The organism is Streptosporangium sp. NPDC023963 (assembly GCF_040639135.1).
In the GTDB taxonomy this organism is placed as follows: domain Bacteria; phylum Actinomycetota; class Actinomycetes; order Streptosporangiales; family Streptosporangiaceae; genus Streptosporangium.
Genome location: NZ_JBEZZK010000001.1, coordinates 603,936 through 618,890, shown reverse-complemented (window position 1 = coordinate 618,890; position 14,955 = coordinate 603,936). Strand labels below are relative to the sequence as shown.

General features: G+C 73.4%; 14 protein-coding genes. 9 read left to right on the top strand and 5 right to left on the bottom strand.

All coding sequences use genetic code 11. The annotated features are described in order from the left end of the window. Positions 1 to 548: 548 nt before the first annotated feature. Positions 549 to 1,388, bottom strand: coding sequence for a deoxyribonuclease IV (locus AB0F88_RS02565; RefSeq protein WP_362676551.1), 840 nt, complete (start codon positions 1,386 to 1,388; stop codon positions 549 to 551). A gap of 195 nt (positions 1,389 to 1,583) precedes the next feature. On the opposite strand from AB0F88_RS02565, the gene uraD reads away from it, so the two are divergent. From uraD to alc, 9 genes are all read left to right on the top strand, one after another. Beyond that, complete coding sequence (gene uraD / locus AB0F88_RS02560) at positions 1,584 to 2,177, top strand: 2-oxo-4-hydroxy-4-carboxy-5-ureidoimidazoline decarboxylase (protein WP_362676549.1); 594 nt, start codon at positions 1,584 to 1,586, stop codon at positions 2,175 to 2,177. 70 nt (positions 2,178 to 2,247) lie between these two features. Then, entirely contained in the window at positions 2,248 to 2,559 is a 312-nt protein-coding gene (gene uraH / locus AB0F88_RS02555; RefSeq protein ID WP_362676547.1) for a hydroxyisourate hydrolase, read from the top strand. A gap of 1 nt (position 2,560) precedes the next feature. Then, positions 2,561 to 3,463 carry a factor-independent urate hydroxylase gene (pucL, locus tag AB0F88_RS02550; protein ID WP_362676545.1) on the top strand — a complete coding sequence of 301 codons (903 nt, stop codon included), beginning with the start codon at positions 2,561 to 2,563 and terminating at the stop codon, positions 3,461 to 3,463. 15 nt (positions 3,464 to 3,478) lie between these two features. Then, positions 3,479 to 4,354, top strand: a complete 876-nt coding sequence (locus AB0F88_RS02545; protein WP_362676543.1) for an FAD binding domain-containing protein — start codon at positions 3,479 to 3,481, stop codon at positions 4,352 to 4,354. Next, the gene (locus AB0F88_RS02540; protein ID WP_362677918.1) at positions 4,354 to 4,827 is read left to right on the top strand and encodes a (2Fe-2S)-binding protein; all 474 of its coding nucleotides are present in this window, start codon (positions 4,354 to 4,356) and stop codon (positions 4,825 to 4,827) included. Before AB0F88_RS02545 ends, AB0F88_RS02540 begins: the two co-directional genes overlap by 1 nt. 43 nt (positions 4,828 to 4,870) lie before the next feature. Continuing rightward, the gene (locus AB0F88_RS02535; RefSeq protein ID WP_362676541.1) at positions 4,871 to 6,250 is read left to right on the top strand and encodes an 8-oxoguanine deaminase; all 1,380 of its coding nucleotides are present in this window, start codon (positions 4,871 to 4,873) and stop codon (positions 6,248 to 6,250) included. A 252-nt stretch (positions 6,251 to 6,502) separates the two neighbouring features. Next, positions 6,503 to 7,744 carry a glycerate kinase gene (locus tag AB0F88_RS02530; RefSeq protein WP_362676539.1) on the top strand — a complete coding sequence of 414 codons (1,242 nt, stop codon included), beginning with the start codon at positions 6,503 to 6,505 and terminating at the stop codon, positions 7,742 to 7,744. Between the two features lie 73 nt (positions 7,745 to 7,817). Next, the gene (allB, locus tag AB0F88_RS02525; RefSeq protein ID WP_362676537.1) at positions 7,818 to 9,140 is read left to right on the top strand and encodes an allantoinase AllB; all 1,323 of its coding nucleotides are present in this window, start codon (positions 7,818 to 7,820) and stop codon (positions 9,138 to 9,140) included. A gap of 71 nt (positions 9,141 to 9,211) precedes the next feature. Beyond that, the gene (gene alc / locus AB0F88_RS02520; RefSeq protein ID WP_362676535.1) at positions 9,212 to 10,177 is read left to right on the top strand and encodes an allantoicase; all 966 of its coding nucleotides are present in this window, start codon (positions 9,212 to 9,214) and stop codon (positions 10,175 to 10,177) included. Positions 10,178 to 10,219: 42 nt separating this feature from the next. Here the strand turns inward: alc and pknB are convergent, their stop codons facing one another. The 4 genes from pknB to thiO all read right to left on the bottom strand — a co-directional run bounded on the left by pknB (position 10,220) and on the right by thiO (position 14,661). Further along, positions 10,220 to 12,154, bottom strand: a complete 1,935-nt coding sequence (pknB, locus tag AB0F88_RS02515; RefSeq protein WP_362676533.1) for a Stk1 family PASTA domain-containing Ser/Thr kinase — start codon at positions 12,152 to 12,154, stop codon at positions 10,220 to 10,222. Positions 12,155 to 12,229: 75 nt separating this feature from the next. Then, positions 12,230 to 13,036: a thiazole synthase gene (locus AB0F88_RS02510; RefSeq protein WP_362676531.1), complete on the bottom strand. Its 807-nt coding sequence runs from the start codon at positions 13,034 to 13,036 to the stop codon at positions 12,230 to 12,232. Positions 13,037 to 13,105: 69 nt separating this feature from the next. Further along, complete coding sequence (gene thiS, locus AB0F88_RS02505) at positions 13,106 to 13,306, bottom strand: sulfur carrier protein ThiS (protein ID WP_344745009.1); 201 nt, start codon at positions 13,304 to 13,306, stop codon at positions 13,106 to 13,108. Continuing rightward, complete coding sequence (gene thiO / locus AB0F88_RS02500; protein ID WP_362676528.1) at positions 13,303 to 14,661, bottom strand: glycine oxidase ThiO; 1,359 nt, start codon at positions 14,659 to 14,661, stop codon at positions 13,303 to 13,305. Before thiO ends, thiS begins: the two co-directional genes overlap by 4 nt. Between the last annotated feature and the right edge of the window lie 294 nt (positions 14,662 to 14,955).

The window sequence follows — 14,955 nt, the reverse complement described above, 5'->3', positions numbered from 1 at the left end:
CCGTCACCGGGTTCCCGGTCCCTGATCCCGTTCGCCGGCACGCGTTTCGCGCGCCCCGACGGCGTTCCCCCCACCGGTGGTCTCACGGGCCCCAGAAGCCCCCGATCGACCGTTCGTCGTCCGCCGGCGGCCGCTCGTCGTGCCGGTACTCTCCGTACATCGACAACTACGAACCGTTAATCGCGCTGGAGGGAAAGCGCCGCTCACTCGTCTGGACGCGCCTCTAGTGTTCCCTCATCGGAGAGCGAGACCCGCCGCGTCAGGGGGGACAGAGCCGGAAGGCTCGCACAAGACCTGACGTGCGGACATCGGGTGACCGTCGAGAGCCGGCGACATCCGGTCACTCGGCCGCCGGGTCCTCGGCCGGAAGGGGAGGGGCCGCCGATCTCCGATATGACGGGACGCCCGCGCTAGCCAGCGGGCCGGACCGTGATCCGGCCACACGGGGGCGGTCGGATCACGAGGACGGGCGTCCCGTCTGACCTCGCGGACCCCGGGGACGCGGGCCCTCCCTGCCGGTGATCACCGGCAGGCGGCCGGTCGCCGGATCAGGTGTCGCGCAGCTTCTTGAGCGTGTCGATGTCCTCGCGGTGCTTCTCGGCGCCGCCCGGCGTCTCGATGCAGAACGGCACCCCCGCCACCGCGGGGTGGCGCATCATCTCGGCGAAGGAGGCGGCGCCGATGTGGCCGGCGCCGATGTTCTCGTGCCGGTCCCTCCTGGAGGCGCACGGGTCCTTGGAGTCGTTGGCGTGGACCAGCTTGAGCCGCCCCGGGGCGATCGCGTGCAGGGTGTCCAGGGTCTCCTTGATGCCCTCGGAGGTCGACAGGTCGTGCCCGGCGGAGAAGACGTGGCAGGTGTCGAAGCAGATGCCCGCCTTCGGGTGCCAGTCGAGGGCCTCCAGGTAGGGCTCCAGGTCCTGGACGGTCGCGCAGAGCACCCCGCCCTGCCCGGCCATCGACTCCAGCAGCAGGTCGGGCCCGTCGTCGGGGATCTCCTCCAGGAGCGGCAGGAGGTGCTCGCGCAGCTGGCGCAGAGCGGCGTCACGGGGCTGGCTCACCGCCGACCCGGTGTGGATGACCACTCCCTTCGCGCCGATCGCGTGGCCGCGCAGCAGGTTGTGCCGCACGGTGGCCAGCGACTTCTCCAGCGTCTCGGGAGTGGGAGATCCCACGTTGACGAGGTAGGAGGCGTGCACGAAGGACAGCACGCCCGATTCGCGCAGCTTGGCGTCCTGGGCGGGGTCGCCCGCGGCGAGAGCCCAGCCGCGGGGGTTGCTGACGAACACCTGGATCATCTCGGCGCCGATGTCCGCGGCGTACCGCAGCCCGCCCTTGGCGAGACCGCCGGTGACGGTGACGTGCCCGCCGATGGGGGAGAGTGAAGTCATAGTGACCCCATTTTAGACGCCGGCCGGGTGGTCGGCCTGTCCCGGCGGTCGGTGCTCCTCGTCGCCGCCGTCGCCCGCCGGCACCCGTCGTTCAAGCGAGTTTGGAGCATGTTACGAAAATCTGGGGCAAATCATGGCTCACTTTGCGGTTCGTGACGCTGGACCGCGCACACCGGCGGTGTGTGTACTGCTCCCATGCCTAACGTGAACTCCGCGCCGCCGGTCCCGGGACTGGCCGCGTTCAACGCGCTGGGCGCCGAGGAGGCCGAGGCCGGGCTGCTGGCCTGCTGCGCCTGCCGGGCCTTCGCCCGGGGGGTGGCCGCGCTGCGCCCCTACCGCGACCTCGACCGGCTGGCCGAGGCGGCGGAGGCCGCCGTGCGGGGGCTGGACTGGTCCGGCGTCCGCGAGGCGCTGGCCGCCCACCCCCGGATCGGCGAGCCGCCCCGGGAGGGTGGTCCTGCGGCCGGTTCCGAGCCGCCCGGCCACCCGGGAGAACACGAGGAAGGGCGCTCGGCGACGGAGGCCGCCTGGTCGCGGGGGGAGCAGGCGGGGGTCGGCACGGCCGGGCGGGAGGTCCTCGACCGGCTCGCGGAGGGAAACCGCGCCTACGAGCGGCGGTTCGGCCACGTCTACCTGATCTGCGCCACCGGCCTGTCGGCCGGGGAGATGCTGGCCCGTCTCACGGAGCGGCTCGGCAACGACGAGGACACCGAGCGGGAGGTCGTCAGGGCCGAACTCGCGAAGATCACCCGTCTGCGGCTGGCGAAACTCCTGGGAGCCGCCACGTGAACCCCGTTCCTCCGGGAGCCGTCACGGCCTCCGTACCCCTCGAAGACCGCGCGCCGGGGAAGGGTCCCGCATGAGCCTGTCCACCCACGTGCTGGACGCCGCCCTGGGCAGGCCCGCGGCGGGGGTCGCCGTACGCCTGGAGAGGGACGGCGAGGTGCTCGCCGAGGGCGTCACCGACGCCGACGGGCGGATCGCGGGATGGACCTGCGGGGCCGGTGACCACCGGCTGGTCTTCGAGACCGGCGGCTACTTCGCCGCCCGCGCGGTGGAGGCCTTCTACCCCCGGGTCTCGATCGACTTCACGGTGGCGGACCCGGGGGAGCACCACCACGTGCCCCTGCTGCTCAGCCCGTTCGCCTACTCGACGTATCGAGGGAGCTAGCATGCCCGTCGTTCTCGGCCCCAACCGCTACGGCAAGGCGGAGACCCGCCTGGTCCGCGTCGTCAGGGACGGCGCCGTCCACCACGTCAAGGACGTCACCGTAGGCTCGGCGCTGTCCGGGGACATGGAGGCGGTCCACCTCACCGGCGACAACGCCGCGGTCCTGCCGACCGACACGCAGAAGAACACCGTGTACGCCTTCGCCAGGAAGTACGGCGTTACGGAGATCGAGGACTTCGCGGTCCTGCTGGCCCGCCACTACGTGGAGTCGCAGCCCACCGTGCACCACGCCCGCGTGGAGATCGAGGAACACTTCTGGGACCGCATCCCGGTGTCCGACGACATCGCCGGGGAGCGCGGGCGGCACTCCTTCGTCCGCTCCGGCCGGGAGACGCGCACCTGCGCCGTCCACCACGACCGGGACGGCACCACCACCGTGGTCTCCGGCCTGAGGGACCTGGTGGTGCTCAACTCGACCGACTCGGAGTTCTCCGGCTTCGTCGAGGACGAGTACACCACCCTCCCGCCCACCAAGGACCGCGTCCTGGCCACCGCCGTCTCGGCCCGCTGGCGGCACCTGCCCGGCGCGGCGACCTCGCCGGCGGCGTACGGGGAGTCGTACGACGAGGTGCGCCGCCACCTGCTCGGGGCGTTCGCCGAGACCTACAGCCTGTCGCTGCAGCAGACGCTCTACGCGATGGGCGAGCGGGTCCTGAACGCCCGGGAGGAGGTTTGCGAGGTGCGCCTGGCGATGCCGAACAAGCACCACTTCCTGGTCGACCTCACCCCGTTCGGGCTGGACAACCCCAACGAGGTGTTCCACGCGGCCGACCGTCCCTACGGGCTGATCGAGGGCAGCGTGCTCCGCGACGACGCCCCCGACGCCCGCTTCGCCTGGGAATGACTGGGAGTGACGACGATGGACTTCCTACGACCCGCCACGTGGGCGGAGGCACTCGCCGCCAGGGCCGACCGGCCGGACGCGGTGCCCATCCAGGGCGGCACCGACATGATGGTCGAGCTCAACTTCGACGTGCGGCGGCCCGGCGCGCTGCTCGACCTGAACCGGGTCGCCGAGCTCGCGGAGTGGAGCGAGGAGCCGGACGGCAGGCTCAGGGTCGGCGCGGGGGTGACGTACGCCCGGCTGATCGCCGAGCTGGGCGACCGGCTGCCCGGCCTGGCCCAGGCCTCCCGCACGGTCGGCTCGCCGCAGATCCGCAACCGGGGCACCGTGGGAGGCAACCTCGGCGCGGCCTCGCCCGCCGGGGACAGCCACCCGCCGCTGCTGGCCGGGGACGCGGTCGTCGAGGTCGAGTCCGCCGCCGGGGGCGTGCGGATGATCCCGGCCGACGGCTTCTACCTCGGGGTCAAGCGCAGCGCGCTGGAGGCCGGCGAGCTGATCCGGGCGTTCTGGATGAGCCCCGCGAGCGGCCCCCAGTACTTCTCCAAGGTCGGCACCCGCAACGCCATGGTGATCGCGGTCTGCTCGTTCGCGATCGCGCTGCGCCCCGGCGAGCGCCGGGTCGGCACCGGGATCGGCTCGGCCGCACCGACCCCCCGCCGCGCCGTCGCCGCCGAGGAGTTCCTCGCCGCCGAACTCGACTGGGAGGCCCGGCTCGACCCCGCGGTGCTCGGCCGTTTCGGGGAGCTGGCCGCCGAGGCCGCCTCGCCGATCGACGACGTGCGCGGCACCGCCGACTACCGGCGCCACGCCATCGCGGTGATGGCGCGGCGCACCCTCACCTGGGCGTGGAACGAGTTCCGCTCCGGACACTTCGAGAGGAGGGCCGGATGATGCGTGTCACCTTCACCGTCAACGGCCGCACCGAGACCGCCGACGACGTCTGGGAGGGCGAGAGCCTCCTGTACGTCCTGCGCGAGCGGGTCGGCCTGCCGGGTTCCAAGAACGCGTGCGAGCAGGGCGAGTGCGGCTCCTGCACGGTCTATCTCGACGGGATCCCCGTCTGCGCGTGCCTGGTCGCGGCCGGGCAGGCCGAGGGGCGCCGGATCCGCACCGTCGAGGGGCTCGCCGACGGCGACCGGCTCGACCCGATCCAGGAGGCCTTCGTCGAGTGCGGCGCCGTCCAGTGCGGCTTCTGCACCCCCGGCCTCCTCGTCCAGGCCCACGACCTGATCGAACGGGTCGGGCAGCCGTCCGACGCGGAGATCCGCGAGGCCCTGGCGGGCAACCTGTGCCGGTGTACCGGCTACGAGAAGATCCTCGACGCCGTACGCCTCGCCGCGGCGCGGAAGGCGGCGGCCCGGTGAGCTCCATCCTGATCGAGAGCGTCCGCGTGGAAGGTGGTGGCCGGTGAGCTCCATCCTGATCGAGAACGTCCACATCGCCCCGGTCGTGGGCCCGGAGATCCCCTCGGGGCACATCCACGTCGAGGGCGACAGGATCGCGGCCGTGGGCGCCGGTCCGGCGCCGGACGTCCCGGGAGCGGCCAGGATCGACGGCACCGGCTGCCTGGCCACCCCCGGCCTGGTCAACACCCACCACCACCTCTACCAGTGGGCCTCCCAGGGGCTCGCCCAGGACGCCACCCTGTTCGAGTGGCTGACGGCGCTCTACCAGGTGTGGGCCGCGATGGACGCCGAGGTCGTCAGGGGCGCGGCGGGCGCGGGGCTGGGTCACCTGGCGCTGTCCGGCTGCACCACCTCCAGCGACCACCACTACATCTTCCCAAAGGGACGCGGTGACCTGTTCGCCGCGGAGATCGAGGCGGCGAGGGAGGTCGGCCTGCGCTTCCACCCCGCCCGGGGTTCGATGGACCGGGGCAAGTCGCAGGGCGGCCTGCCGCCGGACGTCGTGGTCGAACGGCTCGACGAGATCCTCGACGCGACGGCCGAGGCCGTCGACACCTACCACGACCCGTCCTTCTCCTCCATGCTCCGCGTCGCGGTCGCCCCCTGCTCGCCGTTCTCCGTCAGCGCCGACCTGATGACCGAGGCCGCCGCGCTGGCCAGGTCCAAGGGCGTGCGCCTGCACACCCATCTCGCCGAGACCCTCGACGAGGAGGAGCACTGCCTGCGGCAGGTCGGGCAGCGCCCGGTCGACTACATGGAGAAACTCGGCTGGCTCGGCCCGGACGTGTGGTTCGCCCACGCCGTCCACCTGAGTGACGGCGACATCGACGTCTTCGCCCAGACCGGTACCGGTTCGGCGCACTGTCCCAGCTCCAACGGCCGTCTCGGCGCCGGGATCGCCCGCGTCTCCGAGATGCTCCACCGGGGCGCGAACGTCGGCCTGGGGGTGGACGGCAGCGCCTCCGCCGAGCTGACCTCCCTGTCCGGCGAGATGCGGCAGGCCCTGCTGTTCCAGCGGGCCAGGTACGGGCCCACCGCGCTCACCGCCCGCCAGGCCCTGGAGATCGCCACCCTCGGCGGGGCGAGGAACCTGGGCAGGCAGGAGGAGCTCGGCTCCCTGGAGGCCGGGAAGCTCGCCGACATCGCCCTCTGGCGCACCGGGGCCACCGGGGCCTTCGCCTCCGCGGTCGCCGACCCGGTCTGCGCCCTGGTCTTCGGCACCCGGCAGCCTCCGCTGGCCCGGCTGCTGGTCGGCGGCCGGACCGTCGTCGAGGACGACGAGTTGCGTAACGTCGCCCAGGACGGGCTCGGCCGTGCGGGAGGTGAGGCGCACCGCCGCCTCATGCGCCTGGCGGCGGAGCAGGGCTTCGGGATCTCGTGACTTTTCCCGCCGGTGGCCCGGAGGCGTCGCCGGGCAGGACCAGGAGTCCGGGTGGCCGGGACGTCCGGGACGTCCGGGACGTCCGGGACCTCCAGGATGTCGGGGGCGTCCGGGGAGTAGGGGCCGGGCGTCCGGGGCGTCCGGGGGCGGATGTCAAGATGGTGCTCCGTCTCACCGGGGTCCGGCATCCGCCTCCCGTCCGCTCGTACCGGCCGGGGACGCGTGCCCCCCATCCGTCACCAGGGAGCAGGGTTGTCTGAGTCGTCGGGACACGTCGTGATCGCCCCGGACAAGTTCAAGGGTTCGCTGACCGGCGCCGAGGTCGCCGCGCGGGTCGCGGCGGGCCTCGGGCCCGGCGTCGCCACGGTCGCGCTGCCGGTGGCCGACGGCGGTGACGGCACCGTGGACGCCGTCGTGGCCTGCGGGTTCACCCGCGTCGAGGCCGAGGTCACCGGTCCCGTCGGCGCACCGGTCCTCGCCTCCTACGCCTGGCGCGACGCCTCCTCGCCGGGGGACGCCTCTTCGGGAGGGGACGTGGCGACGGCGGTCGTCGAGCTGGCCGAGGCGTCCGGCCTGCGGCGGCTGCCGGTCGCCTCCGGGCCCGCCGCCCCGGCGGGATCCCCCGCGCACGAGGGCGTCGAGCTGGCCCCGCTCACCGCGACCAGCCACGGCACCGGCGAGCTGATCGCCCACGCCGTACGGCGCGGGGCCCGGCGGGTCGTGCTCGGCCTCGGCGGCAGTGCCTGCACCGACGGCGGCACGGGCATGATGCGGGCGCTCGGCGTCCGCTTCCTGGACGCCGAGGGGCGGGAACTCCCCTTCGGGGGAGCGGCCCTACGCGACCTGGAAAGAATTGATATATCCGGACTTATCCCCATTGATGGGGTCGAGTTCGTGGTCGCGGGCGACGTGGACAACCCGCTGCTGGGCCCGCACGGCGCCGCCGCCGTGTACGGCCCGCAGAAGGGCGCGAGCCCCGACGACGTGAAGCTGCTCGACCGGGCCCTCGCCCGGCTCGCCGCCGTCGCCGCGCACACCCACGGCCTGGTCGGGGCCATCGAGCACGACGGCGTCGTCCGCTCGATGGGCGTGGCCGGGCAGCCGGGCGCGGGCGCCGCGGGGGGAGTGGGCTTCGCCGCGCTGGCCTTCCTGGCCGCCGACTTCCGCCCGGGCATCGACTACCTCCTGGAGCTGCTCGGCTTCCGCGACCGGCTCGAGGGCGCGCGCCTCGTCATCACCGGCGAGGGCTCGCTCGACGAGCAGACGCTGCGCGGCAAGGCACCCGCCGGGGTCGCGAGCGCCGCGGCCAAGGCGGGGGTCCCGGTCGTCGCGGTCTGCGGGCGCCGCGGTCTCGGCGACGAGGAGCTGAACGCGGCGGGCATCACGGCCGCCTACGCGCTCACCGACATCGAGCCCGACCCGGCCGTGTGCATGTCCCAGGCGGGCCCGCTGCTGGAGCGGCTCGCCCGCAGGGTCGCGGAAAGGCACCTTTGACAGGCGAGGGACGAAGAGCGGCCGACATCCTCCCCAGGGCCGAAGCCCGGGGTCTCCAGGCTGGAGGTATCCGATGAGCGCAGGGACCGAGGACGTACCGGATCTGGCCATCCGGTCCCGCAGGGTCGTGCTGCCCGGGGGAGAGGGACCGGCGGTGGTCGCCGTACGGGACGGGAGGATCGTCGGGGTGCACGCCCACGACGCCGAGCCGGACGCCGTCGAGCGGGTCGACCTCGGCGACGTCGCGCTGCTGCCCGGCCTCGTCGACACCCACGTGCACGTCAACGAGCCCGGCCGTACCCACTGGGAGGGTTTCGCCTCCGCCACCCGGGCGGCCGCGGCGGGCGGGGTGACCACCATCGTGGACATGCCGCTCAACTCGCTGCCGCCGACCGTGAACGCGGACGCCCTGGCCGTGAAGAGGCGGGCCGCGGACGGGCAGTGCGCGGTGGACGTCGCCTTCTGGGGCGGGGCGGTCCCCGGCAACGCCGGGGACCTGCGGGCGCTGCACGAGGCGGGTGTGCGCGGGTTCAAGTGCTTCCTGTCCCCGTCGGGCGTGGACGAGTTCCCGCCGCTGGACGCGGACGGGCTGCGGGCCGCCATGGTGGAGATCGCCTCCTTCGACGGCCTGCTGGTCGTCCACGCCGAGGACCCCGCGCTGCTCGCCGACCCCGGGGGGCCGGGATATCCGGAGTTCCTCGGCTCCCGGCCGGGAGAGGCCGAGCGCCGCGCCGTCGAACAGGTCGCCGCGCTGGCGGGGGAGACCGGGGTGCGGGCGCACATCCTGCACGTGTCGTCCGCATTGTGCCTGGAACCGCTGGCGAAGGCCCGGCGGGAGGGGGTGAGGCTCACCGCGGAGACCTGCCCGCACTACCTCACGCTGACGGCCGAGGAGGTGCCCGAGGGCGCCACCCAGTTCAAGTGCTGCCCGCCGATCCGCTCCTCGGCCAACCGCGACGAGCTCTGGCGCGGTCTCGCCGACGGGGTGCTCGGCTGCGTCGTCTCCGACCACTCGCCGTCCACCCCCGACCTGAAGGTGCCCGACTTCGCCGCCGCCTGGGGCGGGATCTCCTCCCTCCAGCTCGGCCTGACCGCCGTCTGGACCGAGGCGGCGCGGCGCGGGCACGACCTGGGCGACGTCGTGCGCTGGATGGCGGGAAACCCGGCCGAGCTGGTCGGGCTGGCCGGACTGCGCGGCAAGGGCGCGATCGCGGTGGGCGCGGACGCCGACCTGGTCGCCTTCGACCCCGGCGCCGTCCACACCGTGGACGTCTCCGCCCTGCACCACAGGAACCCGGTCACGCCCTACCACGGCAGGACGCTCATGGGGGAGGTCCGCACGACGTGGCTGCGCGGCCGGGCCGTGGGTAGGGAACCCCGGGGCGCCCTCCTGTAGGGCCGCCGGATCCGAAGGGCCGTGGAACGCCCCGGTGGCCGGGCCGGCTCCCCGCGAGAAAGGTTCTCTCCTTGACCGAGTTCACGACCGGATTCACCGCACTGCCCGACCTCGCCCTGCGCACCCTCGGCGGCTCGGTCATCGCGGCCAACGACGAGTCCTTCGCCGAGAGGGAGAGCCTCATCAGGCCGGGCCGCCCCGGCTTCATGCCGCACACCTTCGGGGCCAAGGGCCAGGTCTACGACGGCTGGGAGACCCGCCGGCGCCGCGAGCCCGGCCACGACTGGGCCCTGGTCAGGCTCGGCATGCCCGGGGTGATCAGGGGCGTCGTGATCGACACCGCCTGGTTCAAGGGCAACTACCCGCCGTACGCCTCCGTCGAGGCCGCCGAGGTCGAGGGCTACCCCACGGTCGCCGAACTGGAGACCGCCGACTGGGCGGAGATCGTTCCCAAAAGCGAGCTGAAGGGGGACGCCGAGCACCTCTTCGCGGTGTCCGGCGAGCGCCGCCACACGCACGTACGGCTGAACATGTTCCCCGACGGGGGCATCGCCCGCCTGCGGGTGCACGGCGAGGTCAGACCCGACCTGTCCCTGTACGAGGGACTCGGCCTGGACCTGGCCGCCCTGGAGAACGGCGCGCTCGTCACCGCGTGCTCCAACGAGTTCTACTCCTCGCCCAACAACGCCATCTCACCCGGCCTCGCCCGCCACCAGGCCGAGGGCTGGGAGACCGCCCGCCGCCGCGACGACGGCAACGACTGGCTGGTGATCCGCCTGGCGGGCTCCGGCGTCGTCGGCCTCGCCGAGATCGACACCACCAACCTGGTGTTCAACGCCCCCGCCGAGGTCTCCGTCACGGGCAGCGCGGACGGCACCACCTGGTTCCCGCTGCTGCCCAGGACCCGACTGCTGCCCGACACCCGGCACCGCTTCCGCATCCGGGACGCGCCCGCGGCCACGTACGCCAGGGTGGACATCCACCCCGACGGCGGCCTGGCGCGGATCCGGCTGCACGGTTTCCTCACCGGGGGCTGAACCGAGGGCTGATCCGCCCCGGCACGGTCCGGAAGAGAGGGATCAGTACCAGATGGTGACCTCGGTGCCGGGCGGGACCGCCTGGCCGCCCGACGGGACCTGGGCCAGCACCCTGCCCTTGCCCAGGGTGCGCCTCAGCTTCACCGTGACTCCCGCGGCGCGCAGCTCGTCCCTCGCCGCCCGGTAGTCCTTGAACACGATGTTCGGGATCACCACGATCTTCTGGTCGCCGGGCGGCGGCTCGCCCTCGCGCTCCCAGGGCCAGTGCCACTCGCCGTTGCACTGCGACAGGGTCAGCCGGACCACGGCACCCCTGTCGACCTCGGCCTTCGGCAGCGGGTCCTGGGCGATGACGGTGCACGGCTGGGCGGAGTCGGTCTGCTCGACGAACTCGGGAACGAACCCGCCCCCGCGCAGCACCGCGTCGGCCTGGTCGCGGGGCATGCCCCTGATGTCCGGCATGACCAGGCCCGCGCTCACGATCAGGTCGAGCCTGCTGTTCTCCTTGACCGGGTTTCCCACCGCGGGGATGGTCCGCATCACCTGGCCGCGCGGCACGGTCTCGCTGGCCTGCTTCCTGACGTCGTCGACGAGGAGGGAGGACTCCGCCAGCTTGCTCCTGGCCTGCGGCTCGGTCATCCCCACCACGTTGGGCACCGCCACCCGCTTGGGGCCGGCCGAGGCGATGAGGATCAGCTTGCTCTTCGGCTCGGCCTCGGTGCCCGCCGTGGGCTCGGTGCGCAGCACGATTCCCTTGGGAACCTTCTCGTCGTGCTCGGCCTTGCCCGTCTCGACCGTGAAGCCGCTCCGCTTGGCCTCGCCGGTGGCGGCCATGACGTTCTTGCCCACCAGGGTGGCGGGCACCACGATGGAGGTGTTCTGCGAGAACAGCCAGCCGGTCACCCCCACCGCGATCACCATGACCACGGCCAGCCCGATCAGGAACCAGCGGGCCCCCGACCCCCTGCGCGGCCTGGGGGCGGCCTCGTGACGGTCGCCGGCCGGGCCGGTGAGCAGGTCGGCGCGGGGCTGGATCAGCGTGTGGTTGGCCGGGGCGGGAGGCGCGGGCGCCACCATCTCCTGGCCGTGCGGCGGGCCGACGGGGACGGACGGCACCGGTCCGCTCTCCCTGGGCAGCATCCGGTGCGCCTCGACGGCGGCGACCAGCAGCGCGGTGGCGTCCGCCGGACGGTTCGCGGGGTCGCGGGCCGTCGCCCTGGCCACCAGGGTGTCGAGCAGCGGGGAAGAGCCCGGCAGCAGCGCCGAGGGCACGGGCACCGTGTCGTGCACGTGCCGGTAGGCCACCGACATCGGGGTCTCGCCCTCGTACGGCTGGCGGCCGGTCAGGAGCTCGAACAGCATGATGCCGGCCGCGTAGACGTCGCTGCGGGCGTCGGCGCCCCCGGAGGTCACCTGCTCGGGCGACATGTAGCCGATGGTGCCGATCATGACGCCCGTGCGCGTCTGGTTGCTCGCCTCGATCGCGCGGGCCAGGCCGAAGTCGACGACCTTGACCCGGCCGTCGTCGGCGAGCAGCACGTTCTCCGGCTTGACGTCGCGGTGGATCAGACCGGACTGGTGGGCGGCGCCCAGCGCGGCGAGGACGGGGATCATGACTTCCAGCGCCTCGCGGGCGGGCAGCCTGCCCCGGGCGCGGAGCACGTCGCGCAGGGTCCGCCCCGGTACGTACTCCATCGAGAGGTAGACGTTGTCGCCGTCCGTGCCCTGGTCGAACACGTGCACCACGTTGGGGTGCGACAGGCTGGCCACCGACTTGGCCTCGCCGATGAAGCGCCGCACGAAGGCGGGGTCCTCGGCGAGCGAGCGGTGCATCACCTTGACGGCGACCGTGCGGTCGAGCCGGACGTCCAGGGCCAGATAGACGGTCGCCATTCCGCCCCGGGCGATCCGGGACTCAACGCGGTAACGCCCGTCGAGGAGTTTCCCGACCAGGGGGTCCGTAAGCGTCGTGTCCACGTGGCCGAGTTTACGGGCGATTTGGCGCCGACAGGATCCCCGAATCCCAAACCGATGCCGAGACGTGGTGGTTTTCTATCGATGAACCACCGGCGTGCTGTCGATCGAGGGAGAGGAGGCTTCCGCGTAGCGACGCCGGGGTATCCGCCCGGCCATACGGGCCGCCCGGCCCGCGGAGACGGCCGAGCGCATCGCCCGGGCCATCAGGTCCGGACGCTGTGCCCGGGTGACCGCCGTGGCCAGCAGGACCGCGTCGCAGCCCAGCTCCATGGCGAGCGCCGCGTCGCTGGCCGTGCCGATCCCGGCGTCCAGGATCACCGGCACGCTCGCGAACTCGACGATCAGCTCGATGTTGTGCGGGTTGCGGATGCCCAGCCCCGAGCCGATCGGCGCGCCCAGCGGCATCACCGCCGCGCAGCCCGCCTGCTCCAGCCTGCGCGCCAGCACGGGGTCGTCGCCGATGTAGGGCAGCACCGTGAACCCGTCGGCGACCAGCCGCTCCGCCGCGTCGAAGGTCTCGATGGGGTCGGGCAGCAGGGTGCGCTCGTCGGCGATGACCTCCAGCTTGACCCAGTTCGTCTCCAGCGCCTCCCTGGCCAGCCTGGCGGTCAGCACGGCCTCGCCGGCGGTGAAGCAGCCCGCGGTGTTCGGCAGCACCTTGATGTCGCGCCGGCGCAGCACGTCGAGCACCGAGCCCCGCGCGGCCGGGTCGAGCCGCCGCATCGCGACCGTGGTCAGCTCGGTCCCCGAGGCGGCGAGCGCCCGGTCGAGGATCTCCAGGGACGGGGCGCCCCCGGTGCCCATGATGAGACGGGAGGAGAACTTCTCGCCGCCGATGATCAGCTCGTCCGCCGCACCCGTCATGTCAGCCGCACCCGTCATGTCAGCCGTGCCGACTGTGCCGGCTGTGTCGGCTGTGCCGACCATGTCCGCCGTGTTCGTCATCGCCCGTCACCCTCCCTGGACCGCGGTGAGCACCTCGACGCGGTCGGCCTCCGCGAGCGCCGTGGACTCCCAGGCGCCGCGCGAGACGACCTCGTCGTTCACCGCGACGGCCACCCCGCTCCGCACGCCGGTCAGCCGCTGTACAGCCTGCGCGACGGTCGCCCCCGGGGGCAACTCGTGCGCGGCGCCGTTGATGGTCACGTTCATCGGTACTCCTGCTGTGTGTGCTCCCGGAGGCGGTGTTCCCGCCGCGGGTTTTCCCGGGAGCCGTGCTCCCATGGGGTGCGCTCCTGCGGGGTGCGCTCCTGGGGATCGTGCTCCCATGGGGTGCGCTCCTGTGGGGTGCGCTCCTGGGGATCGTGCCCCCGGTAGGTGTGCTCCTGCGGGGTGCGCTCCCGTAAACGGAGTTCCCGGGAGCCGGGCTCCTGGAAGCGGAGGGGGGAGCAGACCGCGGAGAGTCCCGGGTCCGGCTCACCTGTCCCGTCCACCTCGCCCGTTCCGCCCGCGCAGAGGTCGGCGGTGAGCGGCGCGAGCAGGACCCCGCCCCGGTGGTGGCCGGTGGCCAGGTGGAGACCGGGCACGATCGTGGGGCCGATCAGCGGCAGGTTGTCCGGGGTACCGGGGCGCAGTCCCGCGGCCACCTCGGCCACGTCCAGCTCGGTCACCCCGGGGACGAGCTCCCGCGCGTCGCGCAGCAGCTCCCACAGCCCCCCGGCGGTGACGCGGGTGTCGAAGCCCATCTCCTCCTGGGTGGCGCCGAGGACCGTCTCGCCGTCGCCGCGCGGCACCAGGTAGACGTGCGAGCCGTGGACGACCCCGCGCACGCACCGCCGCAGGATCGGCTCGGGGGAGCGCAGCCGCATGATCTGGCCCTTCACGGGCCGCACCGGGGGCAGCGCCTCCGGGGGCACCCCCTCCATGGTGCCCGACCAGGCTCCGGTGGCGAGGACGACCAGGCCGGCGCCCACGGTCTCGCCACCCTCCAGGCGTACCCCGGTGACCGTTCCCGAGGACGTGAGCAGCTCGGCCACGCGGGCGCGTACCAGGGCGCCGCCCGCACGATCCAGGGCCGCCAGGAGCGCCGTGGTGACCCTCCTGGGGTCCACCCAGGCGTCGCCGCCCGCCAGCAGGCCGCCCCGGACGGCGGGGGCCAGCATGGGCTCCAGGCGGCGGCACTCGCGGCCGGTGAGCCGCTCGGCGGGCAGTCCCAGCCTGGCGGTGAAGGCGGCGAGGTCGTCCAGCGCGGCCAGGTCGTCGGAGCCGAAGGCGACGTCGAGCGTGCCGTCGGTGCGGTAGTCGGGATCGTGCCCGCTCGCGTCCGCCAGCTCGGCGGCGAAGGCGGGCCAGCGCTCCAGGGAGGCCAGGCCCAGCCGCAGCAGCGGCTCCTCGGTGTAGGTGACCTCGCTGACCGGGGCCAGCATGCCCGCCGCCGCGTGCGAGGCGCCGGAGGCCGGTGCGGGGTCGGCCACCGCCACCCTCAGGCCCCGGCGGGCGGCGCGCCACGCCACCGACAGGCCGATCACGCCCCCGCCGGCGACGAGAAGATCGAAATGGTCCGCCATACGTGCTCCGCTCCCTTCGCCGGCATGACCCGGATCAGGTTCGTGGCGGTCGAGGGCTCGCTCGCGGCCGCTGTCCGGACCTCGCTCGCCCGTGCCGTGCCCGATCGCGCCCCAGGGCGCGTCTCCTCGCACATCACCGGCTCACAGGGTCCTTCTTCGCCCGCAGCCCTCCTCTCAGCCCGGTGCGTTCCGGGCTCCCGCGCGTCTTCACCCCCACCCTAAGGGTTCGGGCAACACACTTAGCGCGTCAGATGTGAGGTAAATCCCGTTTTCGTTATCAACGACCGTTGGTAG

Coding starts and splice junctions, on each gene's coding strand:
- AB0F88_RS02540 (WP_362677918.1), top strand. CDS start 4,354: ATGCGTGTCACCTTCACCGTCAACGGCCGCACCGAGACCGCCGACGAC.
- uraH (WP_362676547.1), top strand. CDS start 2,248: ATGAGCCTGTCCACCCACGTGCTGGACGCCGCCCTGGGCAGGCCCGCG.
- thiO (WP_362676528.1), bottom strand. CDS start 14,661: ATGGCGGACCATTTCGATCTTCTCGTCGCCGGCGGGGGCGTGATCGGC.
- AB0F88_RS02545 (WP_362676543.1), top strand. CDS start 3,479: ATGGACTTCCTACGACCCGCCACGTGGGCGGAGGCACTCGCCGCCAGG.
- pucL (WP_362676545.1), top strand. CDS start 2,561: ATGCCCGTCGTTCTCGGCCCCAACCGCTACGGCAAGGCGGAGACCCGC.
- thiS (WP_344745009.1), bottom strand. CDS start 13,306: ATGAACGTGACCATCAACGGCGCCGCGCACGAGTTGCCCCCGGGGGCG.
- AB0F88_RS02510 (WP_362676531.1), bottom strand. CDS start 13,036: ATGACGGGTGCGGCTGACATGACGGGTGCGGCGGACGAGCTGATCATC.
- AB0F88_RS02565 (WP_362676551.1), bottom strand. CDS start 1,388: ATGACTTCACTCTCCCCCATCGGCGGGCACGTCACCGTCACCGGCGGT.
- allB (WP_362676537.1), top strand. CDS start 7,818: ATGAGCGCAGGGACCGAGGACGTACCGGATCTGGCCATCCGGTCCCGC.
- uraD (WP_362676549.1), top strand. CDS start 1,584: ATGCCTAACGTGAACTCCGCGCCGCCGGTCCCGGGACTGGCCGCGTTC.